The 25,073-nt window shown below is 66.7% G+C and carries 23 protein-coding genes; 14 read left to right on the top strand and 9 right to left on the bottom strand.

What is annotated here, in order from left to right:
- Positions 1-110: 110 nt before the first annotated feature.
- The 3 genes from ACODTW_RS20430 to ACODTW_RS20420 are packed head-to-tail and all read left to right on the top strand — an operon-like array spanning position 111 to position 3,272.
- Positions 111-1,388: a 3-deoxy-D-manno-octulosonic acid transferase gene (locus tag ACODTW_RS20430; protein ID WP_488947923.1), complete on the top strand. Its 1,278-nt coding sequence runs from the start codon at positions 111-113 to the stop codon at positions 1,386-1,388.
- Positions 1,388-2,383: a tetraacyldisaccharide 4'-kinase gene (lpxK, locus tag ACODTW_RS20425; protein WP_488947922.1), complete on the top strand. Its 996-nt coding sequence runs from the start codon at positions 1,388-1,390 to the stop codon at positions 2,381-2,383. The genes ACODTW_RS20430 and lpxK overlap by 1 nt, the downstream gene beginning before the upstream one ends.
- On the top strand, positions 2,370-3,272 hold the full coding sequence (locus ACODTW_RS20420) for a lipid A biosynthesis lauroyl acyltransferase (protein WP_488947921.1): 903 nt from the start codon (positions 2,370-2,372) through the stop codon (positions 3,270-3,272). Before lpxK ends, ACODTW_RS20420 begins: the two co-directional genes overlap by 14 nt.
- Before the next feature lie 45 nt (positions 3,273-3,317).
- Here ACODTW_RS20420 and ACODTW_RS20415 read toward each other — a convergent pair whose 3' ends face one another.
- The 7 genes from ACODTW_RS20415 to ettA all read right to left on the bottom strand — a co-directional run bounded on the left by ACODTW_RS20415 (position 3,318) and on the right by ettA (position 12,424).
- Entirely contained in the window at positions 3,318-5,051 is a 1,734-nt protein-coding gene (locus ACODTW_RS20415) for a sensor histidine kinase (protein ID WP_488947920.1), read from the bottom strand.
- 80 nt (positions 5,052-5,131) lie between these two features.
- Entirely contained in the window at positions 5,132-6,172 is a 1,041-nt protein-coding gene (locus ACODTW_RS20410) for a peptidoglycan -binding protein (RefSeq protein WP_488947919.1), read from the bottom strand.
- 3 nt (positions 6,173-6,175) lie between these two features.
- Complete coding sequence (locus ACODTW_RS20405; RefSeq protein ID WP_488947918.1) at positions 6,176-7,405, bottom strand: flagellar motor protein MotA; 1,230 nt, start codon at positions 7,403-7,405, stop codon at positions 6,176-6,178.
- Positions 7,402-8,010, bottom strand: coding sequence for an OmpA family protein (locus ACODTW_RS20400; RefSeq protein ID WP_488947917.1), 609 nt, complete (start codon positions 8,008-8,010; stop codon positions 7,402-7,404). The genes ACODTW_RS20405 and ACODTW_RS20400 overlap by 4 nt, the downstream gene beginning before the upstream one ends.
- A gap of 112 nt (positions 8,011-8,122) precedes the next feature.
- Positions 8,123-9,112, bottom strand: a complete 990-nt coding sequence (locus ACODTW_RS20395; RefSeq protein ID WP_488947916.1) for a hypothetical protein — start codon at positions 9,110-9,112, stop codon at positions 8,123-8,125.
- A gap of 117 nt (positions 9,113-9,229) precedes the next feature.
- Complete coding sequence (locus ACODTW_RS20390) at positions 9,230-10,420, bottom strand: hypothetical protein (protein ID WP_488947915.1); 1,191 nt, start codon at positions 10,418-10,420, stop codon at positions 9,230-9,232.
- Between the two features lie 327 nt (positions 10,421-10,747).
- Positions 10,748-12,424 carry an energy-dependent translational throttle protein EttA gene (gene ettA, locus ACODTW_RS20385; RefSeq protein WP_488947914.1) on the bottom strand — a complete coding sequence of 559 codons (1,677 nt, stop codon included), beginning with the start codon at positions 12,422-12,424 and terminating at the stop codon, positions 10,748-10,750.
- A gap of 144 nt (positions 12,425-12,568) precedes the next feature.
- Between ettA and ACODTW_RS20380 the strand changes: the two genes are divergently transcribed.
- The 3 genes from ACODTW_RS20380 to ACODTW_RS20370 all read left to right on the top strand — a co-directional run bounded on the left by ACODTW_RS20380 (position 12,569) and on the right by ACODTW_RS20370 (position 15,190).
- On the top strand, positions 12,569-12,967 hold the full coding sequence (locus tag ACODTW_RS20380) for a BlaI/MecI/CopY family transcriptional regulator (RefSeq protein WP_488947913.1): 399 nt from the start codon (positions 12,569-12,571) through the stop codon (positions 12,965-12,967).
- Positions 12,964-14,583: a M56 family metallopeptidase gene (locus ACODTW_RS20375; protein WP_488947912.1), complete on the top strand. Its 1,620-nt coding sequence runs from the start codon at positions 12,964-12,966 to the stop codon at positions 14,581-14,583. Before ACODTW_RS20380 ends, ACODTW_RS20375 begins: the two co-directional genes overlap by 4 nt.
- A 133-nt stretch (positions 14,584-14,716) precedes the next feature.
- Positions 14,717-15,190 carry a VOC family protein gene (locus tag ACODTW_RS20370; protein WP_488947911.1) on the top strand — a complete coding sequence of 158 codons (474 nt, stop codon included), beginning with the start codon at positions 14,717-14,719 and terminating at the stop codon, positions 15,188-15,190.
- Between the two features lie 80 nt (positions 15,191-15,270).
- Here ACODTW_RS20370 and ACODTW_RS20365 read toward each other — a convergent pair whose 3' ends face one another.
- Positions 15,271-16,938 carry a hypothetical protein gene (locus ACODTW_RS20365; RefSeq protein WP_488947910.1) on the bottom strand — a complete coding sequence of 556 codons (1,668 nt, stop codon included), beginning with the start codon at positions 16,936-16,938 and terminating at the stop codon, positions 15,271-15,273.
- A gap of 181 nt (positions 16,939-17,119) precedes the next feature.
- Between ACODTW_RS20365 and ACODTW_RS20360 the strand changes: the two genes are divergently transcribed.
- The 4 genes from ACODTW_RS20360 (at position 17,120) to ACODTW_RS20345 (ending at position 21,522) form a co-directional block, all read left to right on the top strand.
- Complete coding sequence (locus tag ACODTW_RS20360; protein WP_488947909.1) at positions 17,120-18,208, top strand: ATP-dependent 6-phosphofructokinase; 1,089 nt, start codon at positions 17,120-17,122, stop codon at positions 18,206-18,208.
- A gap of 213 nt (positions 18,209-18,421) precedes the next feature.
- Positions 18,422-18,892 (top strand): TIGR02444 family protein, encoded by a 471-nt coding sequence (locus ACODTW_RS20355; RefSeq protein ID WP_488947908.1) that lies wholly within the window; start codon positions 18,422-18,424, stop codon positions 18,890-18,892.
- A gap of 86 nt (positions 18,893-18,978) precedes the next feature.
- Entirely contained in the window at positions 18,979-21,003 is a 2,025-nt protein-coding gene (locus ACODTW_RS20350; protein WP_488947907.1) for a M13 family metallopeptidase, read from the top strand.
- A 78-nt stretch (positions 21,004-21,081) separates the two neighbouring features.
- Positions 21,082-21,522: an acetyltransferase gene (locus ACODTW_RS20345; RefSeq protein WP_488947906.1), complete on the top strand. Its 441-nt coding sequence runs from the start codon at positions 21,082-21,084 to the stop codon at positions 21,520-21,522.
- Positions 21,523-21,649: 127 nt separating this feature from the next.
- Here the strand turns inward: ACODTW_RS20345 and ACODTW_RS20340 are convergent, their stop codons facing one another.
- Positions 21,650-22,678, bottom strand: a complete 1,029-nt coding sequence (locus ACODTW_RS20340) for an aspartate-semialdehyde dehydrogenase (RefSeq protein ID WP_488947905.1) — start codon at positions 22,676-22,678, stop codon at positions 21,650-21,652.
- A gap of 152 nt (positions 22,679-22,830) precedes the next feature.
- Here ACODTW_RS20340 and ACODTW_RS20335 point away from each other — a divergent pair, with 152 nt between their 5' ends.
- From ACODTW_RS20335 to ACODTW_RS20320, 4 genes are all read left to right on the top strand, one after another.
- Positions 22,831-23,166, top strand: a complete 336-nt coding sequence (locus ACODTW_RS20335) for an Mpo1-like protein (protein WP_488947904.1) — start codon at positions 22,831-22,833, stop codon at positions 23,164-23,166.
- A 46-nt stretch (positions 23,167-23,212) separates the two neighbouring features.
- The gene (locus tag ACODTW_RS20330) at positions 23,213-23,476 is read left to right on the top strand and encodes a hypothetical protein (protein ID WP_488947903.1); all 264 of its coding nucleotides are present in this window, start codon (positions 23,213-23,215) and stop codon (positions 23,474-23,476) included.
- A gap of 136 nt (positions 23,477-23,612) precedes the next feature.
- Positions 23,613-24,902, top strand: coding sequence for a pentapeptide repeat-containing protein (locus ACODTW_RS20325; RefSeq protein ID WP_488947902.1), 1,290 nt, complete (start codon positions 23,613-23,615; stop codon positions 24,900-24,902).
- A partial coding sequence (locus ACODTW_RS20320; protein ID WP_488947901.1) for a hypothetical protein occupies positions 24,853-25,073 on the top strand: 221 nt, incomplete at its 3' end. The genes ACODTW_RS20325 and ACODTW_RS20320, both read left to right, overlap by 50 nt.

The raw sequence follows: 25,073 nt of genomic DNA, 5'->3' as shown, positions 1-25,073 counted from the left end.
GGGCGGGGCATTGTGCGGACGGGACCGGGGGGAACTGGCGACGCGCTTTGCGCCCGTGCTAGGGTGCGCGCCATTGACCCCAGGCCTGCCCGTTGCCCGTTCGAGAACCCATGCTGGAATGCCTTTACCATGGCTTGACCCGCCTTGCCGGCCCGGCCGTGACGCGCCTGCTGGACCAGCGGGCCGCACGCGGGAAGGAGGACCCGGCGCGTCGGCATGAACGGCTGGGCCGCCCGCAACGGCCCCGGCCGCCCGGGCGGCTGGCCTGGATCCATGCGGCGTCGGTGGGGGAATCACTGGCCGTGCTGCCATTGGTCGACCGGCTGCTGGCGGGCGATGCGGGGCTGTCCGTCATGGTCACCACGGGCACCGTCACCTCGGCCGAGCTGATGGCGAAGCGACTGCCGGCCACACGCGCCTTCCATCAATATGTGCCGGTCGACCTGCCCGGTGCCGTGGCCGGATTCCTGGACCATTGGCGACCCGATCTGGTGTTGTGGATCGAGTCCGAATTCTGGCCCAACCTGCTGGGCGCCATCCGGCGGCGGGCCATCCCCTGTGCCCTGGTCAATGCCCGCCTGTCCGGGAAGAGTTTCGCCAACTGGCGCCGCGCGCCCGGCACGGCCCGGCGGCTGCTGTCCGTCTTCCGCCTTGCGCTGGCGCAGACGGCAGCGGCGGCCGACAGGCTGCGCACGCTGGGCATCGGCGACAGCCGCGCCATCGGCAATCTGAAATATGCCAGCAGCCCCCTGCCCGCCGCCCCGGACAGCCTGGCTGCCCTGTCGGCCGCCATCGGCCCCCGCCCGGTCTGGTGCTTTGCCAGCACCCATCCGGGGGAGGAGGCAATGGCGATCGCGGCCCATGGCGCCGTGATGGAGCGGGTGCCGGGTGCTCTGCTGCTGCTGGTCCCGCGCCACCCCAGCCGGGGGGCGGAGGTGGCGGACCTGCTGACGCAATCCCGCCTGGCCTTCACACGGCGCAGCCTGGGCGCCCTGCCCGCGGCGGGCGACGCGGCCTATCTGGTGGATACGCTGGGGGAGATGGGGCTGGTCTTCCGCACCGCGCCGGTCACGGTCATGGGCGGGTCCTTCGCCCCCGTCGGCGGGCACAATCCCATCGAGCCGGCCTTGCTGGACAGCGCCGTCATCCATGGTCCCCACATGGTCAATTTCGCCGAGATCCAGGCCGCCATGGAGGCGGCGGGCGGGTTGCTGCCCCTTGAAGGGCCGGCGGGCATCGGCGATGCCGTCGCCGGTCTGCTGACCGATCCTGACCGGCGCACGACGCAGACGGTCGCGGCGCGGGATGTGGCGCTGCGCAACGCCGGGGCGCTGGATGCCGTCATGGCGGCGCTGGCGCCGCTGCTGGCCGAAGCGGGGATCGGCTGATGCGGACGCCGGGCTTCTGGTACGCCAAGCGCGGGGCCGCGGCGGCAATGCTGTGGCCGCTGTCGCTGCTGTGGGGAACCGGGGCGGCCCTGCGGCACTGGCGGAGCATCCCCGTCAAGGTCCCCGTGCCCGTGCTGTGCGTCGGCAATCTGGTGGCTGGGGGGGCGGGCAAGACGCCTGTGGTGATGGACCTGGTCAGCCGGCTGCGGGCGCGTGGCGTGGTGGCAGCGTCGCTGTCGCGCGGGCATGGCGGGCGGCTGGCCGGGCCCCTGCCCGTCGACCCCGTCCGCCACACCGCGCGGGAGGTGGGGGACGAGCCGCTGCTGCTGTCGCGCCACCACCCGGCCTGGATCGGGCGGGACCGCGTCGCTGCGGCCAGCGCCATGGCCGCAGCGGGAGTTCAGGCCATCATCCTGGATGACGGGTTCCAGAACCCGGCCTTGCGCAAGGACCTGTCGCTGATCGTCGTGGATGGGCGGGACGGGTTCGGCAACGGGCTGGTCATGCCGGCCGGCCCTTTGCGTGAACCCGTCGCAGACGGGCTGGCGCGGGCATCGGCGATCGTGGTGATGGGCGAAGGGCCGGGACTGGCGGCCGCACGGGCGGTGCCGGGGGGGCTGCCCGTGCTGACGGCGCAGCTGGTACCGGACGCGGCGGCCGCTGCAAGGCTGTGCGGACGGCGGGTCCTGGGTTTCGCTGGCATCGGCAAGCCCGCCAAGTTCTTCGCCACGCTGCGCGCCGTCGGGGCGCAGGTGGTGGCGGAAAGGGGGTTCGCCGACCATCACCCCTATCGCCCGGCCGATCTGGACGGGCTTGCCCGGCAGGCGATGGCGGCGGATGCACTATTGGTGACGACGGAGAAGGATGCCATGCGCCTGCCCCCGAACTGGGCGGACAAGGTCGACACGTTGCCCGTGACCCTGTACTGGGACGATCCGACCGGGATCGAGGCCCTGCTGGACCGGTTGATGGAGGAAGGCCATGGCCAACCATAGCCGCCTGCGCCGCAGGCTGGACCGGCTGTTTCTGTACCGGCTGCAGGCCGTGGCCGTCTGGATTTTCATCAAGATCATGCGGCGGCTGTCGCCGGAAAAGGCATCCGACCTGGGCGGTGGCTTGCTGCGCCGGCTGGGACCGCATTTGTCGCGCACACGCCGCATGCGCCGCGACATTGAACGCGCCCTGCCGGAGCTGGAGCCGGCGCGCGTCGATGCCATCATCAGCCAGGCCTGGGACAATCTGGGCCGCACCTTCGCCGAATATGTGCATCTGGATCGCATTGCGGCGAATTTCGACCGGCATGTGGAAATGGTGGGGGCCGAACATCTGCAGGCCCTGGCCAATGACGGGCGGCCCGGGATCGTTTTCACGGGCCATTTCGCCAATTGGGAATTGTGCGCCATGGCGTCGGCCCGGTTCGGGCTGGACCTGACCTATGTCTTCCGCAAGCCCAATAATCCCTATGTCGCGGAGATGCTGGCCCGCGCCCGCACGCCACTGGGCGGGACCATGGTGCCCAAGGGACGGGAAGCCGCGCGCGGGTTGATGGCCGCCATCCGGACCGGCGGTCACGTGGGGCTTCTGGTCGACCAGAAGCTGAACGAAGGACCCGCCGTCCCCTTCCTGGGGCGGGAGGCGCGGACGGGCACGGTGCTGGCCGATCTGGCCCTGCGCTATGACGCGCCGGCCGTGCCCATCCGCGTTGTCCGCCTGGGCCCTGCCCGCTTCCGTGTCACGGCCCTGCCGCCTTTGGCCCTGGCGCGGACGGGTGACATCAAGGCCGACACGCTGGCTGCCATGCGTCAGGTCAACGCCCTGCTGGGCGACTGGGTGCGCGACGATCCGGGCCAATGGATGTGGCAGCACCGCCGCTGGCCGGATTGACGGTCCGCACGATAAGAGCGCATGTCCGGTTGACCGGAAACAGCGCTAAACATGCAGCCGCGTCGGAAGGCGCACCGTGATGGTGGTGCCCTTGCCGGGCTCGCTTTCGATGGTCAGCGTGCCGCCATGCAGCTCGACCAGCGACCGCGCCACAGGCAGCCCCAGGCCCGTTCCCTCCCCCGCACGCGAAACATGGGAATGGACCTGCCGGAACGGCTCCAGGGCCAGCGCCACCTCGGTTTCATTCATGCCACAGCCGGTATCGGCCACGCTCAGGATGATGAACCGCTCCGTCCCGTCCGGGGCGCCATCCTCCTCCTGATCGACACTGACCGTCACGGTACCGCCGGGGGGCGTATATTTGACGGCATTGTTGATCAGGTTCAGCAGCACCTGACGCAGCTTCATTCCATCGGCCCGCATATAGGGGGCCGGCTGGATGCCCCGCACTTCCAGGCTGATATCGGCCAGCTCGACACTGCCCCGCATCAACCGGGCGCATTCGGCGACCAGACGCTGCAGGTCGACGATGTCCAGGCTCAGTTCCATTTTCCCGGCCTCGATCTTGGCCAGGTCCAGGATATCGTTGATCAGGGCCAGCAGATGCAGTCCGGAATTGCGGATATCCTCGGCATATTCGGCATATTTGGCATTTCCCATGCTGCCATGGATGCGATGGACCATGACCTCTGCAAAGCCGATGATGGCGTTCAAGGGCGTGCGCAGCTCATGGCTGGCCACGGCCAGGAACTGCGACTTTGCTGTCGTCGCCTGTTCGGCTTCCGCGCGCGCGGCGCGCGCCGCGGCTTCGCTGGCCTCCAGCTTGCCGATATAGCCATTGACCAGCAGCACCAGGGCCAGCACCAGCACCGACCCCGACAGGCCCTGCAGGATGGCCTGATTGCGCTGCTGCCGATAGGGGCGCAGCGCGTGGTCGACATCCTGGCCCACCGACACCAGCAGCTGGGTGCCCGGCAGCAATTCATAGCTGGCGATGCGTTCGGTGCCGTCGATGGGGCTGACGGCGCGGATGATGCCATGTTCCTCCCCCTCCCTCGCAGCACCCAAGGCCGCCTGATTGGGGTAGGACTGGCCGACAATGCCCGGCGTGCTGGCACCACGGGCATAAACGGTGCCATCCAGGTCCATCAGGGTCGCCACCGCCTCCAGGTCCAGATCGACGGCACTGAAGAAGCCCGCGAAATATTCCGACAGCACGTCACCCACGACGACGGCGCGCAAGGTGCCGTCCGGTGCCTCCACGCGCACCCAGAAGGGCACCGACGACATCAGCGGCGTGCGGCCGATAATGGGCTTGCCGAAGCCCAGGCGGGGCGATCCCGGTGCGGTGGCCTGCCGGAAATAATCACTGTCCGACATGTCCAGCCCCACGGCCCCGGGGCGCGTGGCGTCAACGACAATGCCCTTGGCGTCCAGGATGCCGAAGAATTTCGACACGCGGTCCATGCCGGCCACGCGCCGGCGCATCACCTCCAGGTCGGCGGGATACCCCGCCTCCACCCGGTCGGACACTTCCTGCAGCAGCTGCTGCACCTGGCTCAGCGTACGGCTGACATGCTGGCCGAAGGCGCGGGTGAGATTGGCCGTATCCCGTTCGGCATCGTCCAGCGCATCGCGATAGGTCGTATGGATCTGCCAGCCGACGAGCATCCACAACCCGCACAGCACCATGGCCGACAGCAGGTTGATGCCGGTGCGGCCCAGCAGGGCCGGGACACGTCCCTTGCGGCGTGCCTCGTCTCGGGTCGTCTTTCCCATTGACGGTTGTATAGCACGAGCGTGCGTAATGGTCACGCCACGGCGATGGCATTAACCGTTCGGCCTGCGAACAAAATATCTCAGCGGCTGTCCAGTTTCAGCTCGATCCGCCGGTTCATGGCCAGCGCCGCCGGGCTGTTGCCGGGCTCCAGCGGCTGATATTCGCCAAAGCCTGTCGCCGCCAGCCGTTCCGGCGGCACGCCCATGCGGATCAGGAAATTGACGACGGAGATGGCGCGCGCCGTCGACAGTTCCCAGTTGCTGGCATAACGCCCGCCCTTGATCGGCACGATGTCGGTATGGCCGTCGACGCGCAGGATCCAGTTGATCTCCGGCGGCATGCGCCCGGCCAGGTCCAGCAAGGTCTTGGCAAGGCTGCCCATCTGCACCTGCCCCGCCTCCCCCAGTTCCGCCGAGCCGCTGTCGAACAGCACCTCGGACTGGAAGACGAAACGGTCGCCGACGATGCGCACATCATCGCGGTTGCCCAGGATTTCCCGCAGCCGGCCGAAGAATTCCGACCGGAAGCGCGCCAGTTCCGCCACCTTGCCGGCCAGCGCCGTGTTCAGACGCCGGCCCAGTTCGGCGATCTGCACTTCCTGTTCCCGCGCCTTGGCTTCCGATGCATCCAGGGTGGTGACAAGCTGCTGCAGCTGTTCGCGCAGGGCCGCGATCTGCTGGTTCAGCAGCGCCACCTCTGTGCGGGCAGCCGCACTGATCTTGCGCTCCTCTTCCAGCTGCCGGGTCAAGGTGGCCTGCCGGTCCTCCCCCGCGATGACGGCATCACCGGCCCCGCCCAGCGCGTCCAGCCGGCTTTGCAGCGCTTCCTTTTCGGCCAGGGTGGCGCGCAGCCGGTCGGTCAGCTGGCCCAGATCGGCCTGCAATTTGGCACTGTTGTCGCGTTCCATGGACAGCGCGCTGGCCAGTTGCGCGACCTGGCTGTTCAGGTCGGCCAGCTGCCGGTCGCGCCCCTGCAACGCCGTGGTCAGGTAGAATTGCCCGACGACGAAGACCATCAGCAGAAAGACGACGACCATGACCAGACTGGACAGCGCATCCACCCAGCCGGGCCAGATATCAACCTTTTCCCCCCGTGTGGACCGGCGGCGGACATAGGCCATGGATCAGCGCTCCGCGTCACCCAGCGCCGCGATGGTGCGGGCCAGGATCTTGATCTCGCTGCGCAGTTCCTGCGTGGACTGGGCGCGGCCCTGGCTGGTCTCCTCCAGGATGCGGGCAGCGTAGAGTTCCAGGTTGCGGATATGGGTGCGGGTGGCCTCGTCAATGCCCAGGCTGCCGCCGTTGGACAGACCCTCGGCCAGCTTGTCCAGGACCGGGCGCATCTGGGACGTCCCCTCCGCCAGACGCATCATCACCGACTGTTCGGTGCGCATCTGGTCCGTCAGGGTGGCGATGCGCTCGGTCAGCTGGGCCAGATGCTGGTTCTGGGCCTTGCGGCCTTCCTCCGCGCTGGCCATGGTGAATTGCAGCCGCTCGATATTCTCCGCCGTCTGTTCCAGCAGGGCCTGGATATAGACGGGCACGGACCCGCCGCCGCCCGACCCATCCCCCTCGCCCAGGGTTCCCGACGACAGGCGGGTGACGCCGGCCAGCCAATCCTCCAGCTCTGTATAGAAGCGGTTCTGGGCCTGGCCCGCCTGCAATTCCAGGAATCCCAGGACCAGCGATCCCGCCAGACCGAACAGGCTGGACGAAAAGGCCATGCCCATGCCCGACAGGGGGGCGGCCAGACCCGCCTGCAGGTTGGAGAACACGCCGGCCACATCGGCATTATCCAGGCTGAGGCCGCCGATGACGCCGCCGATCGACGACACGGTCTGCAACAGGCCCCAGAAGGTGCCCAGCAGGCCCAGGAAGATCAGCAGCCCGATCAGATATTTGGAAATCTCCCGCCCTTCATCCAGGCGCGTGCCCACCCCGTCCAGCAGCGACCGGCTGGCCACCGTCGACAGGGTGAAGCGGCCGCCCTGGCGTTCGCCCAGCATGCGGGCCATGGGCGCCAGCAGGCGCGGCGGCGGGCCACCGGCACGGTTGGCGTTGAACGCCTCCAGCCACGCCACCTCCGGCCCCAGCATGGTCACCTGGCGGAAGATGAACCAGATACCCAGCAGCAGGGTGAACAGGATCAGTCCGTTCAGCGCCGGATTGGCCAGGAAGGCCTGGACCAGGGCCGGCAGCAGGGCCGCCGCAATCGCCGCGACCGCCACCGTGAACAGGCCCATCCGCATCAGGAACCGGCGCGGCGGACTGGCCGGCGGGACGACCGGGGCAGGCGACGGTTCCGGGTGGTGGGGATGGTGGCCGGGGCGGCGGTCGGCGGACAGGCTGGTCATGGGCGGATCACCAGATCGACACGGTCGGAGGGCGGGGCGCCGGGGGCAGCGTCAGCGGCTGCGCTTTCCGCGAAGACCAGCAGACGCAACGGATCAATGCCCAGTTGCACCAGCCGGTCACGCAGCGCCCGGACCCGCAGCAGCGCGGTGCGCCGGCCGTCCGTCGGGCGGTCGGGCGGGGCCGACGCAAAGGCGCGCATGTCCAGCCGTTCGGTCGGGTGCGCCTTCAGCCGGGCGACGATATCGGCCAGGACGGCATCGGTGCCGGCCGGCAGAACCGCGGCGCCGGCCGCATAGACCAGGGTACTGCGCTCCCCCGTCAGCCGGGTCGGTTCCGACCCCGTGGCCGGGCCGGGCACACGCGCAGGCGGCAGTACGGTGACCGGTGCGGCGGGAATGTCACCCGGATCGGGGGCCGCGGGCAGCGGCGGTACCGTCAGGTCAGGCTTGGCCGGAACGGCGATGGGTGGGCGGGTGGCCGGCGGCTTGTCGATGGTCGGCAACGGCGCGATCACCGTCTGGGCCTGCGCCCCGGCCAGGGGCGGCAGCAGGGCCAGCGACAGCAACAGCAGGCGGGCAAGGGCGGGAAGTTTCGGCATCATCATGCCCGGTATCGAACCTCGCAATTATGGCCCCCCGATGTCACAGGCCTGCGGAAATCCGGGGAAACCGGTAGCGACGATAAAGGACAAATCCCCCGCCGGCCACCCCAGACACCTATTCGGCGCGGTCAATCGTGGGCAGCGGGGTGCCACCCGGCGTCACCTGTTCAGCCAACCGCGACGCCATCTCCAGCAGGCGTTGGCCGTCGGCCCCATCCTGGATGGCCTGACGCAGGCCCATGACGCCACCGGCCAGCGACAATTTATGCTGCTCAACCCGGAAATCGGCGCGCGCGCGCAGAATGGATTCCTGGGCGGCCAGCGCCTCCGCAGCGCTGCCCTTGAACATGGCCTGCACCGTTTCCACCAGCCTTTGCAGCACGGAATTGACCATGTTGGCGGAATAGCCGCCCAGCAGCGCCAGCAACGGCTTGCCCAGCGTCGGCGCCACATCCCCATCGCCACCCGGCACCACATTGCCGCCGGCCGCCCCCGTCCCGTCCAGCGGCACCAGCTGCGAAATCAGCAGGCCGGCAATGACCCCCAGCACGATGCGTATCCAGTAGGAGCTGTCCAGGCGCGGATCATAGGTGCCGGCCTGAATATAGCGGTAGGCCGTGGACAACGCGTTGAAACAGGCGCCCAGCCCCGCCGCGCTGATCAGGAAGGCCAGGACATGCAGCAGATGCTCCGAATCGATGGTGTAGATGTCCTGCCGGATGGTCACTGAATTGATATGTTCGGACAGCGACGCAACCAGGAAGCAGAGCAGGAAGAGCAGGGCCGCCGCCAGCAGGCGGCGGATATTGGGCAGGGGGCCAAAGCTGGACAAGAACCGGCCCGCATATTTGTCCTCGGCCAGCAGCAGGATGGTGCGCGGACTGGCCGGCGCCACCAGCGCCGCCAGTTGCGTGTGCAGCCGCGCAAGGTCGCTGATCGCCGGCGCCGGCCCCTGTTCCAGCAGCGACAGGCGGTTCAGAAGGTCGGCCGGCAGCGGAATGCCCGCGCCGAACGCATAATGCGTCATGGCCGTGACCTCGCGCAGCAGCAGCGACACAATCTCCCCACCCGTCGCGGCCACCGGGCCGCCTTCCATCTCCGCCATGATGCCCCCGTCGCCTGACAAGGGGCGCATTGTACGACCGGAATGCGGGTCCCGGAAGCAGAAGATGCACCCAACAGTAGGCGACAGGCGGATGACCCGCCGATCATCCCCGCTGGATCAGTTCGGCTGCACCTGTGGCGCGTCGCTGCCGCGCGACACGGGCGGGCGTTCCTGTTCCTGCTGGCGGCGGCGCTCCTCATCGGCCTGGCGCCGGGCCGATTCCTCGGCGGCGCGGCGCTGATCCTCCATGCGGCGCTGCGCGGCGGCTTCGGCATCGCGGATGCGCTGCTCCTCCTGGGCCTGCCGGCGGGCTTCATCCTCCACCTCGCGGCGGCTTTCGTCACGGCGGCGCTGTTCCTCCATCTGGCGGCGCGCCTCTTCCTCCGCCCGGTGCTGCGCGCCTTCGGCGTCGCGGCGCTGCTGCTCGATCTGGCGGTTCATCTGCTCCTGGGTCTCGCGGCGCTGCTGGTCCAGACGCCGGGCGGATTCCTCGGCAGCGCGGCGGGCCTCGTTGTCGGACACGGGCGGCGGGGCCGGTTGCGGGTGTATAACGGGCGGCGGCGGGTTGTGGCGATGCTCCTCCTCCCGGCGGCGGCGCGCCTCGCGTTCCCGCTCGCGGCGGCGTTCCTCCTCACGGCGGCGCCATTCATAGGCTTCGCGCTGGCGCTGCCGTTCCAGTTCCCACAGCATCTCCTGCTGGCGCTGCTGCTGTTCCCATTCCCAGCGGGCGCGGTCGCGTTCATAGCGGTCGCGGTCGTAGCGATCACGATCGTTGGGACGATAGGTGCTGCCATCATTCCAGATGATGACACTGCCATCGGCGCCCACGCCCGACCCGCTGCCCGGATAGGCGCTGCCGGAGGGGGGCGGATAGGGCGTTCCAGTACCCGGCACGGGCATGCCGGTGGTGGAGACGGTGACGGCCCCCAGCAGGGTCAGCAATTCCTTGCGTTCATCGGGCGTCAGCGCGCGGGCGGGCGTGCCCGTGGCCGCGTCACCGGCACAGATGCGGCGGAATTCCTCCACCCGCGGGTGCGACAGGGGCACCTGCGTCCAGACCACGGGAGCCAGGGCGGCCAGTTCCTGCACGATGCGCTGCTGTTCGGCCGCTTCCGCCGGGGTCAAGGGCCGACCCGGCAGGCCCGCGTCGGGATTGCCCATGCAGGCCAGGCGCAGTTCCGACAGACGCCAGGACCCGGCGGCGATCTGGCGATTGCGGGCCTCCCCTTCCTTGATGGCGGGGTCGGTGGCGCAGGCGCCCAGCAGCAGGGCGGCGGCGGCGGAAACAGTCAGCAGGGAAAGTCGCATGGTGGGGCCGTTCGGCGTTGATTGTCGGCGGGCAGGATCGCCAGCCTCTCCATTAAGCGTACCACCTGTGGCGGAATTGGGACGAACTCTGTTCAAAGCAAAGAAAAGCCGTCCTTGATCGCGAGCGATCAAGGACGGCTTTCGTGTTCCCTCAGGCGCCGGGCGCCGCCGTCCGGCGGCTTGGCTTGCGCGGCATGTGCCGCGGGCCGGCGGTCGCCGGCCTGGTTCTTTGCGCCCTCAGACGCCGGGCGCCGCCATCCGGCGGCTTGGCTTGCGCGCCACGAGGCGCGGGCCGGCGGTCGCCGGCCTGGCCCGAGGTGCCTGAAACTACCGTTCCAGCGGCTTGTACTTGATGCGGTGCGGCTGGTCGGCTTCGGCCCCCAGGCGGCGGCGCTTGTCGGCTTCATAGTCCGCATAGTTGCCTTCGAACCAGACCACCTGGCTGTCGCCCTCGAACGCCAGGATGTGCGTGGCCAGACGGTCCAGGAACCAGCGATCGTGCGAGATGACGACGGCGCAGCCCGGGAAGGTGGTCAGCGCCTCTTCCAGGGCCCGCAGCGTTTCCACGTCCAGATCGTTGGTCGGTTCGTCCAGCAGCAGGACATTGGCGCCGGACTTCAGCATCTTGGCCAGATGCACGCGGTTGCGCTCACCGCCCGACAACTGGCCCAGCTTCTTCTGCTGGTCCGGACCGCGGAAGTTGAAGGCCGAGACATAGGCGCGGCTCGGCATGGACTTCTTGCCCAGCTCGATCACGTCCAGCCCGCCGGAGATTTCCTCCCAGACGTTCTTCTTGTCATCCAGGCTGTCGCGGCTCTGGTCGACATAGCCCAGCTGCACCGTCTCGCCCACCTTGAAGGTGCCGCCATCGGGCTGTTCAACGCCGGTGATCATGCGGAACAGGGTCGTCTTACCGGCACCGTTGGGACCGATGATGCCGACAATGCCGCCGGGCGGCAGGCGGAAGGACAGATCGTCGATCAGCAGGCGATCGCCAAAGCCCTTGCGCAGATGCTCGGCCTCGATGACCAGATTGCCCAGGCGCGGCGGCGTGGGGATGACGATGCGGGTTTCGCCGATGGCTTCCTTCTGGTTGGCGGACGCCAGCAATTCCTCGTAAGCCTGGATGCGGGCCTTGGACTTGGCCTGCCGCGCCTTCGGGCTGGCGCGCACCCATTCCAGTTCCTGGGCCAGCTGCTTCTGCTTGGCGCCCTCTTCCCGGCCTTCCTGTTCCAGGCGCTTCTGCTTCTGTTCCAGCCAGGCGGAATAATTGCCCTCGTACGGGATGCCCGAGCCACGATCCAGTTCCAGGATCCAGCCGGTGACGGCATCCAGGAAGTAACGATCGTGGGTGACCATCACCACGGTGCCGGCATAATCGGCCAGGAAGCGCTGCAGCCAGGCCACGCTTTCGGCGTCCAGATGGTTGGTCGGTTCGTCCAGCAGCAGCATGTCGGGCTTGGACAGCAGCAGCTTGCACAAGGCCACGCGGCGCTTCTCACCGCCCGACAGCTTGTCCACGGCGGCGTCGCCGGCGGGGCAGCGCAGCGCGTCCATGGCGATCTCGACCGTGCGGTCCAGATCCCAGGCATCGGCCGCATCGATCTTTTCCTGCAGATCGGCCTGTTCGGCCATCAGCGTGTCGAAATCGGCATCCGGGTCGCCCATGGCTTCAGAGACGGCGTTGAACCGGTCCAGCAGCGCCTTGGTCGGGGCCACACCCTCCATGACATTGTCCCAGACATTCTTGGCCGGGTTCAGCTGCGGTTCCTGCGGCAGATACCCGACCTTGACGCCCTCGGCGGCCCAGGCCTCGCCATTATAATCCTTGTCCAGCCCGGCCATGATCTTCAGCAGGGTCGACTTACCGGCACCGTTCACACCCAGCACGCCGATCTTGGCGCCGGGATAGAAGGACAGCCAGATATTCTCGAACACCTTCTTGCCGCCGGGATAGACCTTGGTCACACCCTTCATCACATAGACATATTGATAAGCGGCCATGGCGGGCTTCCTTCGCAGGCAAGGGACTGAATATGGTTGCGCGCCTTGTACCGCAGCGGGCTGCCCGGTGCAATCGGGGGGCGGCCCCAGGCCGTCAAAAGGCCCTTGCATGCGACAATCCGTAATGCTACAGACTGTAGCACTATGAACGATAGCACTACACACGATCACAATCCGTCCGACCTGGGTGACCTTGAAAGAGAGGTCATGCAGCTTGTCTGGCAGCAGGGCCCCGTCAACGCCGATGCGGTGCGGGAGATGCTGAGCCGGCCGCTGAAGGAATCCACCGTCCGCACTGTCCTGAAACGGCTGGAGGAGAAGGGATACCTGACCCACGCTGTGGAGGGGCGGACCTTCATCTACCGTGCGGCGGAGGGGCGGGACCGCGTGGCGGCGCGCGCCGTGAAGCGCATTGTCGACTGGCTCTGCGGCGGGTCGGTGGAGGACGTCGTGGTCGGCATGGTGGAAACCGACATGCTGTCGCCCGAACAGCTTCAGGCCCTGGCCGAGAAGATCGAGCGGGCCCGCAAGGGAGGCAAATGATGCTGTTGCTGCTGGCGGAGGCGGCCCTGCGGTCGGCCGCGCTGATGGGCTTGGCCTGGTTGGCGCTGCGCCTGCTGCGCGTCGGCAATCCCTTCACCCAGATGGCCGTCTGGGTGGGGGTGCTGGCCTTCTCCCTTGCCATGCCGCTGCTGATGCGGCTGGCCCCGGACGAAACCATCGTCGTGCCGCTGAACGGGCTGCGGTACTGGCTTCGGCCGGCGGTCGCGCTTGTGCAGGCCGGACCCGCCGCCGCGCTGTCCGGCACCGCCGCGCCGGCCAGCATCGATCACTGGATCTGGATGCAGGGACAGTCCCTGGTCCTTGGCCTTTACGTCATCCTGGCGGGCGCCATGCTGCTGCGGCTGCTGGCGGGCACCCTTGCCAGCCTGCGGTTGCGCAATGCCGCCCTGCCGATGATCGCCGACTGGACGGACGGCCGCGACGTGCGGGTCAGCGACCGCACCACCGTGCCGCTGACCATCGCCGGCAGCATCCTGCTGCCCCCCGACCATACAAGCTGGACGGACGCCAAACGCCGGGCCGTCCTGGCGCACGAAACCTCGCATGTCGAACGCGGGGATTATTACACGCTGCTTCTGGCCGCCATCCACCGGGCCCTGTTCTGGTTCAGCCCGGCCGCATGGTGGCTCAATAACTGGATTGCTGAGCTTGCCGAGGCCAACAGCGATACCGACGCTCTTGAACAGATGGAGGATCGCTTGAATTACGCTGAAATCCTGGTGGAGATGGCCGCCAAGGCCCGCCGCCTGCCCGCCGGTCTGGCCATGGCGCGGCCCGCCACCGTTGCCGCCCGCGTGGACCGCATCCTGCAAGGCGGCGCCCTGCCGATCCGGATGAATGCCCGGCGCTGGGTCCTGGTCCTGGCCCTGCTGGCCCCCGCCGCCATGGCCACCGCCGGCACCACGGGTGCGGACAAGATCGACCCGATGGTGGCCGAGCGCATGGCCGAACAGCAGAAGCCGCGCAAACCCATCGTCCTGGACCCAGCCGCCTATGACAAGTTCGCGGGCTATTACGAGATGCCGTTCACCAAAGGGCGGCCCGTCAAGGTCCATCGCGACGGCACGCGCTTCATGGCCAATGTCATCGGCCAGACCCCGATGGAGTTCCTGCCCGAAAGCCCGACCAAGTTCTTTGCCAAGGACCTGCCCATGCAGGGCAGTTTCCAGATGGATGCGGCGGGCACGGTGACGGGTGTCGTCCTGCACCAGAACGGCCATGAACTGCTGGCCCCGCGCATCGATGATGCCAGCGGTCAGGCCCTGGAAACGGCCCTGGCCGAACGGGTCAGGGCCAACAAGCCCCTGCCCGGCAGCGAAGCGGCCCTGCGCGCCCATATCGCCCAGATCAAGGAAGGCAGGATCGACCGCGACAGCATCCTGGCCGACCGGGCCGACGGCGTCATCGCGGTGCTGCCCAAGATCCAGAAGGAGATGCTGCCGCTGGGTGAGCTGAAGAAGCTGGAATTCCGGCGCGTGGATGCGGGCGGCATGGACGTCTATCGCGCCACTTATGAAAAGGGCGTGCGCGACTGGTGGGTGCTGGTCACCCCCGACGGCAAGCTCGACAGCATGTGGTTCGGCCCAGCCGCTTGACCCTCGATCCCCATCGACGTGAAACGGCTGCACCTGGGGCGCCCCGCAACGGGCGCCCCCTTTTTTCATCTCCCCTGTCGGCCCCGGCATCGCCCAACCGTTCCTTGGGTCAGGCACCCGACAGGAGGAACATATGCCCAGCGTCAAACAGCATCTGTGGTTTGAAAAGGACATGGAAGCGGCCGTGCTCTTCTATACAGGCCTGATCCAAGGCTCGACCATCGAATGGATCAGCGCCCTGCCCGTGGACAGCCCCAGCGGCCCGCCGGGCAGCGTGCAGCTGGCGGCCTTCACCCTGGGTGATCAGCGCTACATGGCCATCAATGCCGGGCCCATGGAACCGTTCAACCACAGCTTCTCCATCATCGTCGAATGCGATGATCAGGCGGAGCTGGACCGGCTGTGGGACGCCCTGTCGGACGGCGGACAGATCGAACAATGCGGCTGGCTGCGCGACCGCTGGGGCCTGTCCTGGCAGATTGTGCCCAAGCGCCTGGGCGAGTTGATGATGGGCGGCCCGGAACAGGCCCAGCGTGTGGGTGCCGCCATGATGAAAATGGTGAAGTTCGACATTGCCGGGCTGGAGGCGGCGGCGCGGGGGGAATAGGGCGGGGCGTCGCGGGATCGGGGACGGGAGGTCGCGGGTGCGGCTCCGTTCCCTTCCCTTATGTCCATCCCGATTGGCGTTCAGTCTTTGATCATATCTTTCAATGACTTGACGACATCCGCGATTTCCTTGAACTGCGGCACAACGTTGCCGAGTTTCCCCAGCGGGATCGCTGCGCTGCCCACTGCGGTCAGCGCGCCGGCCAGGATCAGGCGGCTTCCGATCTTGACCAGCTTCGGCCGGGCATCTTTGTAGGCATCCTGCGCCAGTGTTTTGATTTCCGTACCCGCACCGTCCGCCAATTTCTTGGAAGAGCGCAGCAGGATCAGCAGCGCATTGCGGACCAGTTGCAACAGACGGGCCGCCAGAACGCTGGCAACAGAGGGCGTACGCGCCTCCCTGACGGCCGTGACGGCTTCTTCAAAGGCTTCGCTGGCGGTGGCGTCACAGATGTCGGCACCCTGCATCGCCGCCACAATATCGGCGGCATCGCTGGCGACCGACGGGGCTTGTTCAGATGTGATGCCCATGGCCAGGGCATCAAGCTCCATTGCCCGGAACACGGGATAGCATTGGCAAAGCCGCTGGACAGTCAGGCTGACATCGTTGATCTGCGCCACCGCACCGGCAAACAGCTCCGCCTCCGCCCCTTGAGCCTTATAGATGTCGGCGATGGATTTGATCGTCAGTCCGCGCACATCAACCCTGGCTGGTTCGACATCAGGCGAGGCGGCCGGCAGAGCCTCCAGCAACCGCTGCACCGCGTTCGACACGAACGGATCGGCATTCTTGGCCGACAGTTCCTCCAGCAGATCGTTTGCCTTCTCCCGCAATTCCTCCAGATAGACTTGCGCCATCGCGTCCGGACCATCGGCCATCACGGGTTCGGCATGCAGGCGCCCATCGCGAAGGTCAACGCGGTGCGATGCCGGCCCCGGTAGCGGCAGACGGTCGATCTGCCTTTCCAACTCGTTTGGCGGAACGCGCGGCCTCGCATCCGCAACCCACGCGGCGATATCCGCGTTCACCTCCCGCGCTGGTCGGTTCCACCATTCATCGGGTTGGGAGGCAATGCGGATCGTCAGGTCCGCGCCAAAATAGTCGGCGCTGGCGCCGTCACCGCTCAGTAGCGCCTGATACCAGGCAATCCAGGGGGCGCAGCCATCGGCCGACGCCTGCGTATCCGCCATGAATGACTGCCAGCGGTCCAAGGCCCAAAGGGGGGTATCACCCTGCCAGAGGGGGGACAACGCCAAATTCTCGACCAACCCCGCCGTACCGCGATCAGTCAACCAGGACAGGTCTCCACTGACTGCGCGCCAAATGGCGGAACGGGCGGAATGGGCGGAACCGGCGGCGGAACCGGCGGAAAGGTCGACGGAATGGGTGGCGGAATCGGCGGAATGGGCGACGGAAAGGGCGGGAAGGGCGGAACTGGCGGCGGAAAGGGCGGAAAGGGCGGAAAGGGCGGAACCGGCGGCGGAATCGACGGCGGAAAGGGCGGCGGAATCGGCGGCGGAATCGGCGGAAAGGGCGGCAGCTGCCATATCATGGGCCGGATATTTGCCAGCGGCCCATGATACGAAGCACACGCGCAGCGGCGTCAGCCAGTGCTGTTTAGGCACGCCCGCCAGCGCAAAGGGCAAAACCCGCAGGGCCGACCGGGCCGCCACCAGACGTGACCATTGGGCCGGCTTATCCGCCAGGAATGCCTTCAGCCTCCACCGATCTGTAACCTCAATCGCCATCGCCCACCCCTGCCTTTCTCCCGCCAGAGTAGCGCAAACCGCGGCAAGCTATCAGCATCACACATCGCCCCCACCGGTGAAACCACCCCCGCCCGCCCGCCGCTGCCCTCTCCGGAAAGGTTGCCCCCCGCCCCCGTTTCTTGGCAAAGTCCCGGTAGACATTCCGGAGAGGTTCTTTGTCATGAGCGGCGCCAATAAGCGGATCGGGATTCTGACCAGTGGCGGCGATTGCGCCGGGCTGAACGCCGTCATCCGGGCGGCGGTGCATCGCGCCGCCCATTATGGCTGGGAGGTGGTGGGGATCGAGGATGGGACGCAGGGGCTGCTGGCCCGGCCCGTCCGCTATGTCAATCTGGACCTGAACCGCGTGGACGGGGCCATGCTGCGCCAGGGCGGGACCATCCTGGGCACCACCAACAAGGGCGATCCGTTCGCCTATCCCATGGCCGACGGCACGCGCAAGGACCGGTCGATGGAGATCATCGGGGGCTTGCGCGAGCTGGGCGTGGACAGCCTGATCGGCATTGGCGGCGACGGGTCCATGGCCATCCTGCGCAAGCTGGCCCTGCTGGGCGGGATCAAGCTGATCGGCATCCCGAAGACCATCGACAATGATCTGGGCATCACCGAAATGTCGGTGGGCTTTGATACCGCCGTGGCCGTGGCGACGGAGGCGCTGGACCGGTTGCAGCCCACCGCCGCCAGCCATGACCGGGTCATGGTGCTGGAGGTCATGGGCCGCGATGCCGGGCATATCGCCCTGTCGGCCGGCATTGCCGGCGGGGCCGATGTCATCCTGCTGCCCGAACTGTCCTGGTCGGTGCAGGGCATCGCCGACAAGATCAAACGCGTGCAGGCCGGCGGGCGCAATTTCGCCCTGGTGGTGGTGTCGGAAGCGGCCAAGACCATGGAGGGCGGCACCTCCAAGCAGGAATTCGCCGACGGGCAGAAGCGCTATGGCGGCATCGGCAATTATGTCGGCCACCTGATCGCCGAAGCCACGGGTGCTGAAACCCGCGTCACCGTCCTGGGCCATGTGCAGCGCGGCTGCCCGCCGGGCCATAATGACCGCGTCGTGGCCTCGGCCTTCGGGGTGGCCGCCGTCGACCTGCTGGCCGAGGGCAAGTCCGACCGGCTGGTCGCCTGGTCCAACCGCCGCGTCATCGACATCCCCATTGAGGATGCCATTGCCACCTATGCCGCCGTCGACCTGGACGGCACGTTGATGAAGACGGCGCGGGGGCTGGGGATTTATGTGGGGGATGCGTAAGGCGTATTCTCAAGAGGGGTTCGCTGGTAGATACAACATCCCAGCTTGAATACCTGCCTCCCCCGCGAAAGCGGGGGTCCAGGGGGTACAGGCACCATATCGCAGTTCCTCTGGCCCCTGGATCCCCGCTTTCGCGGGGAAAGCACCTTATTCCAAGGGGGCGCATTGGTGGTTATGCGCGCCGCGTGGTCAGATGCCGTTCCGGAAGCCCCCATGCCCGACCTCTGGTCCTTTTCCCTGTCCGTCTATGCCGCCCCCGGCGTGGCGGACGCCTGTCTGGCGGCGCAGGATGGGCATGGGGCGGATGTGAACCTGCTGCTGTGGGCGGCTTGGCTGGCGGCCCAGGGGCATCTTTTGACGGCCGAAGAACTGGCCGAGGCGCAGGCGGCGACGGTGCCGTGGCGGGATGAGGTGGTGCGGCCGCTGCGTGCCATCCGTCGGCGGCTGAAGACGGGACCGGCGCCGGCACCGGATGCCATCACCGATCCCCTGCGCCAGCAGATCAAGGCGGCAGAACTGGAGGCAGAGCGGGTGCAGCAGCAGGTGTTGACCGGGCTGCCGGCGGTGCGGCGGGCGGATTGTCCGCTGGAAACCGCCCTTGCCGCCAATCTGGGCCTGTTGCTGCCGGGTGACGCCGCGCGGGTTGTAACAATCGCGTTACACAGCGCCATTCGCGGACAGTGACACAGGGTGGTACCGTCGGCGCCCAAGAGCCGCCATCCGGCGACCCGAAAAAATGTCTCAGCAATCCCCGTACCGGAGTATTAAGGATGAAGGGCCTGTTCGCCAGTTCATGCCTGGGTGCCGTCGGCCTGACCCTGATGATGGGTCTGGCCCAGCCGTCCATGGCGCAATCGTCGATCCCGCCGGTCGATGCCGCCGTCAGCCCCTGCGACGATTTCTTCATGCATGCCTGCGGCCCCTGGATCAAGGCGAACCCCATCCCGTCCGACCGCGCCCGCTGGGGCACGTTTGACGAATTGCAGCAGCGCAACCAGAACCTGCTGCATGACATCCTGGAAAAGGCCGCCAAGGGCAATGAGCCCGGCACGGCCAAGATCGGCGCCTTCTATGCCGCCTGCATGGATGAGGCCGCCGTGGACAAGGCCGGCATCGCCCCGGTGAAGCCGCTGCTGGGCCAGATCGCCGCCGTGAAGGACAAGAAGCAGCTGGCCGGCCTGATCGCCACCCTGCACAATGCCGGGGTCAATGCCCTGTTCGGCTTTGGCGGGCAGCCGAGCTTCGCCAAGGCGGAGGACATGATCGCCGCCTTCGACCAGGGCGGCCTGGGCCTGCCCGACCGCGACTATTACTTCAAGGATGACGAGCGCTCGACCAAGCTGCGCGACGCCTATGTGAAGCATGTCACCGCCATCTTCACGCTGGCCGGCGACAGCGCCGAAATGGCCGCGAAGAAGGCAGCCGCCGTCATGGCGTTTGAGACCAAGCTGGCCACCGGCACCATGAGCAAGGTGGACCGCCGCGACACGGCCAAGCTGAACAACCCGACCAGTTTCAAGACCTTCCTTGACGGGGCCAAGGGTGTGGATTTCGCGGCCTATGTGAAGGCCGTCGGCTCACCCGCCTTCAGCGACATGAATGTCAATGATCCGGGCTTCTTCACCAACCTGGACAAGGCCCTGGCCGAGACCAGCCTGGACGACATCAAGACCTATCTGACCTGGGCAACCCTGCGCAAGGCATCACCGCTGCTGTCCAAGCCCTTCGTGGACGAGAATTTCAGCTTCTATGGCAAGACCCTGTCGGGTGCGGCCGAGATCCGTCCGCGCTGGAAGCGCTGCACCGCGTCGGCTGACGATGCGCTGGGTGAGGATCTGGGCAAGCATTTCGTCGAAGCCGCCTTCGGTGCGGAACATAAGAAGCGCATGCTGGTGATGCTGGCCGACCTGCGCGCCGCCTATGCCGAGGACATCAAGGGCCTGGACTGGATGAGCGCCGAGACCAAGGCCAAGGCCCTGGAGAAGCTGGACGCCATGGCCCAGAAGATCGGGTATCCGGACAAGTGGCGCGATTATGCCAAGCTGGAGATCAAGAAAGACGACCTGCTGGGCAACCAGTTCCGGTCGGCCGCGTTCGAGAACGCCTACCAGTTGGCCAAGATCGGCACGAAGGTGGACAAGAACGAATGGTTCATGACCCCGCCGACGGTGAACGCCTATTACGACCCGACCCAGAACAATATCAACTTCCCGGCCGGCATCCTGCAGCCGCCCTTCTTCGACTTCAAGGCCGATGACGGCCTGAATTATGGCGCCATCGGTGCCGTCATTGGCCATGAAATGACCCATGGTTTCGATGACGAGGGCCGCGGCTTCGACGCCGCCGGCAATCTGAAGGACTGGTGGACGGAAGAAGACGGCAAGAAGTTCGAAGCCAAGGCCCAGTGTCTGGTCGACCAGTACGGCTCATATCAGGTGGCCGGCGACACCAACCAGAACGGCAAGCTGACCCTGGGTGAGAACACGGCCGACAATGGCGGCCTGCGTCTGGCCCTGATGGCGCTGAAGGCCCGCGTCGGCGGGGACAAGGTGCTGTCGGCCAAGGGCGCCGACGGCCTGACCCCGGAACAGAAGCTGTTCTATGGCTGGGCCAGCGTCTGGTGCTCCTCCTCCAAGCCGGAGAATGAGCGGCTGCGCGCCCAGACCGACCCGCATTCGGCCCCGCGCCACCGCGTGAACGGCACCCTGTCGAACATGCCGGAATTCGCCAAGGCGTTCAGCTGCAAGCCGACCGACAAGATGGTCCGCGGCGACAAGGCCTGCAAGGTCTGGTAATCGCGCCGGATTGACGTCAGCATCAGGGGGCCGGTTCCGTGAAAGGACCGGCCCCTTTTTCATGGACCCGGATCACCGATGCCTTCTGCCCCGCGCCTGTCCACGCCCGCCGATGCCCAGGCCCTGCATCGGGTCTGGCGGTCTTCCGTGGATGCCACGCATGGTTTTGTCACACCCGAGGACCTGTGTTTCTATGAAAGCCTGCTGGTCGATCACTATCTGCCGCAGATCAGTGTCTGGGTGCTGGCCGATGATGATGGCACCATCCTGGGCTTCATGGGCCTGACGGGCCCCAAGATCGACGCGCTTTTCGTGGATGCGACCTGTCACCGCCAGGGTGTGGGCCGGCGGTTGATCGACCATGCCCTGACGCTGGCACCGCAATTGCTGGTCGATGTCAACAGTCAGAACCCCGGCGCCATCGCCTTCTACACGTCCATGGGCTTCCGGCCCGTAGGCGAGACGGCGGTCGACCATGCGGGCAAGCCCTATCCGCTGACCTTCATGGCGCGGCTTTGATGCCAAGGGTCATGGCCTATGACCCTTGGAGGCCAGCGACTGCTGGCCCGCGCACTCATGCGCGCGCAAGCCAAGCTGCCGGAGGCAGCGCCCGGCGACTGAGGGAAAAAACCAGACCGGGCAAGGATCAGTCGGCCGGACCGATATGGCCGTCGCGGATCATCACTTCGGCGATCTGCACGGCGTTCAGCGCCGCACCCTTGCGCAGATTGTCGGCCACGACCCAGATGTTCAGGCCGTTTTCCACCGTGGAATCCTCGCGGATGCGGCTGATGAAGACATTGTCCTCGCCCGCGATCTCCACCGGCGTCACATAGCCTTCATCGACGCGGTGATCGACGACGGAGATGCCGGGGGCGGCACGCAAGGCACGGCGGGCCTCATCGGCGGTGATCGGGTTCTCGAACTCGATATTGATCGCTTCCGAATGGCCGATGAACACGGGCACGCGCACGGCGGTGGCAGTCACCTTGATGGAGGGATCGAGGATCTTCTTCGTCTCCACCACCATCTTCCATTCTTCCTTCGTCTGGCCGTCATCCATGAACACATCGATATGCGGAATGACGTTGAAGGCGATCTGCTTGGTGAACTTCTTCTTTTCCACCGGATCGTTGACATAGATGGCGCGGGTCTGGGTGAACAGCTCGTCCATCGCTTCCTTGCCACCGCCGGAAACCGACTGGTAAGTGGAAACGACGACGCGGCGGATCTTGGCCAGATCATGCAGCGGCTTCAGCGCCACCACCATCTGAATGGTGGAGCAGTTGGGGTTGGCGATGATGCCCTTCTTGCGCCAGCCGGACAGGTGGTGCGGGTTCACCTCCGGCACGACCAGCGGGACATCGGGGTCCATGCGGAAATGGCTGGTATTGTCGATGACGCAGGCGCCGGCGGCGGCAGCCTTGGGCGCGAAGACGGCAGACACCTTGGCACCGGGGGAGGACAGCACGAAATCGGTACCGGAGAAATCGAACTTGGCCAGGTCCTGGACCTTCAGCACATCATCTTCACCGAAGGAGACCTGCTGACCGACAGAGCGTTCGGAGGCGAGCGCCACCACTTCCGACACCGGGAATTTCCGGTCGGCCAGCGTCTGCAGCATCTCCCGGCCGACATTGCCCGTGGCGCCAACGACAGCGACCTTGTAACCCATTTTCCCGGTCCTCGATTCGATAAGGTTGAGCGGGGCGGCAGCGAAACATCGTTGCGCCTTGACAAGCCCCGGCGAACGCTTTGACTTATGCGCTGGGCGCCGCAATGGCAAGAAAATGACATAAGCGCCCGCGCGACAGGAGGATTGCAGCCATGGCACAGCGGGAATATCAGACGTTCGAAGCCTTCTGGCCCTTCTATCTGCGCGAACATTCCAGGCCGCTGACGCGCGCCTTCCATTATGTCGGCAGCGCCATCGCCCTTGGTTTCCTGGCGCTTTTCGGGGCGACGCTGGACCCGCTCTATCTGCTGGGCATGCCCTTGTCGGGATATTTCTTCGCCTGGGTGTCCCATGCAGCCATCGAACATAACAAGCCCGCGACCTTCACCTATCCGCTCTGGTCGCTGATCGCCGACTACCGGATGTTCTTTCTGTTCGTGGCCGGCCGGCTGCAACCGGAATTGCGCCGGGCCGGCATCGGCGTCTAAACTCGCCCCGGCATTAACGCTTGATTAAGCATTGTGGGGACCACCCGTGGCGCAGCCGATCGTGGAGATCATCGCCCAGTCCATCAAGGACGCGGACAAAAGCTTCTTCAACGAAGATTACATGAAGCAGGCCAAGTCCGTGGTGGACGCGCTGCGCAAGGCGGGGCTGGAGGTCGTGCCGGTGAAGCCGCCGGACGAGCTGGTGACCTTTGCCTCGGAGAATATCCCCTTCGGTCGGCTGCGCCCGACGGATTTCATCCGGACCATGTATTCCGTCATGGTGGCCAACGCCCGCAAATTTGTAGCTTGAACGGCATTCAAGCCAGCATCACCATACTTTTCCCACCACACTGAGGTGTGCAAGGCTTGGTTGTTCTGGCATAGTCTATCCATGGTCGCGGCGGGGGTGCTTCCGCTTTTCGACCTGTCCGGAAAGCAGGCTCATTTTGACGGCAGAGAAAGCAGAGTCGCCAGAACCGACATGGCGGCGCCCCTCGCAGGAGGAGCTGCTGGAAGCGCTGCGCCGTCATGTGAAGCTGATGGAAGGCCGGATCGGCGGTCAGCGTGCCATTTTCGTCCTGTGCGACCTGCGGGGCGTCAATCTTTCCAATATGGACCTGCGCAGCGCCGAACTGACGGGATCGCGCTTCGATCAGGCGCAGATGGTCAAGACGCGGCTGACCGGCGCCAACCTGTTTGCCGCCGACCTGCGCATGGCCAACCTGCAGCAGGCGGACCTGAGCAAGGCCGACATGCGCGGCATCACCATGCGGGGCGCCGACCTGACCCGCGCCCGGATGCGCGATACCGACATCCGGGAGGCCGTGCTGGCCGTCTATCGTGGCGGCAAGCCCCTGCCCCAGGCCTTTGACGGGCGCATCCCCAATCTGGCGGCCATCATCGCCAATTCGGCGGACTTCACCGGATCGAAGATGAACGGGGCCATTACCCTGAAGGCCGATTTCAGCGACGCGACCCTGCGCAATGTCGACCTGCGCGGCGCCGACCTGCGCGGGGCCAATTTCAAAGGGGCGGTGCTGGAAGGGGCCAACCTGCAAGGTGCGCAGTTGCAGGAGGCCGATTTCGCGGGCGCTGTGCTGACCGACGCCATCCTGCGCGACGCCCTGGCCGAAGGGGCGAATTTCCGCGGCGCCATCCTGGACCCGCGCGCCATGTCGGATCTGAAGATCACCGGGGCCCTGCTGCCCGGCACCACCGATGGGGGGGAGCCGGTGGAAGCGTTGCTAGCCACCCATGGCGACTGGGTGTTGAGCGCCGGCCGCAACGGCAAGCGCGGTGATTTCAGCGGCCGCGACCTGATGGGCCTGGATTTCCGGGGTCGCAACCTGACCGCCGCGAAACTGCCCTTCGCCCTGGCCCGCCGGTCGCTGTGGACCAATGCCTGTCTGGTCATGGCCGACCTGGAATGCACTGACCTGCGCGAAGCCAGCATGGGCCATTGCGACATGCGGGGCGCCAACCTGGAACGCGCCCATCTGGGCGGCGCCTTTCTGCAGGGCATCAACCTGACCCCCCTGCTCAGCGCCGACATTCCCGACCGCAAATGGCCCGCCCGCCTGTCCGGCGCACGCCTGCAGGGTGCGGATCTGCGCGGGGCCGATCTGCGCGGCGCGGTGGCCCGCGGCGCCGATTTCTCGGGCGCCGACCTGCGCGGGGCCAAGCTGGATGGCGCTGACCTGGACGGTGCCAATTTCGCACAGGCCCGCCACGACTGATATCAAGAGCCAATGGCTCTTGATCTGCTTTCTGTTCCCTCAGGCGCCGGGCGCCGCCATCCGGCGGCTTGGCTCACGCCGCACGCGCGGCGGGCCGGCAGTCGCCGGCCATGATTTCTGCTTTCTGTTCCCTCAGGCGCCGGGCGCCGCCATCCGGCGGCTTGGCTCACG

It is taken from the genome of Niveispirillum sp. FG148 (assembly GCF_057809655.1).
Note: the sequence above shows the minus strand (reverse complement) of the source record. Positions and strands in the feature narration are given on the sequence as shown.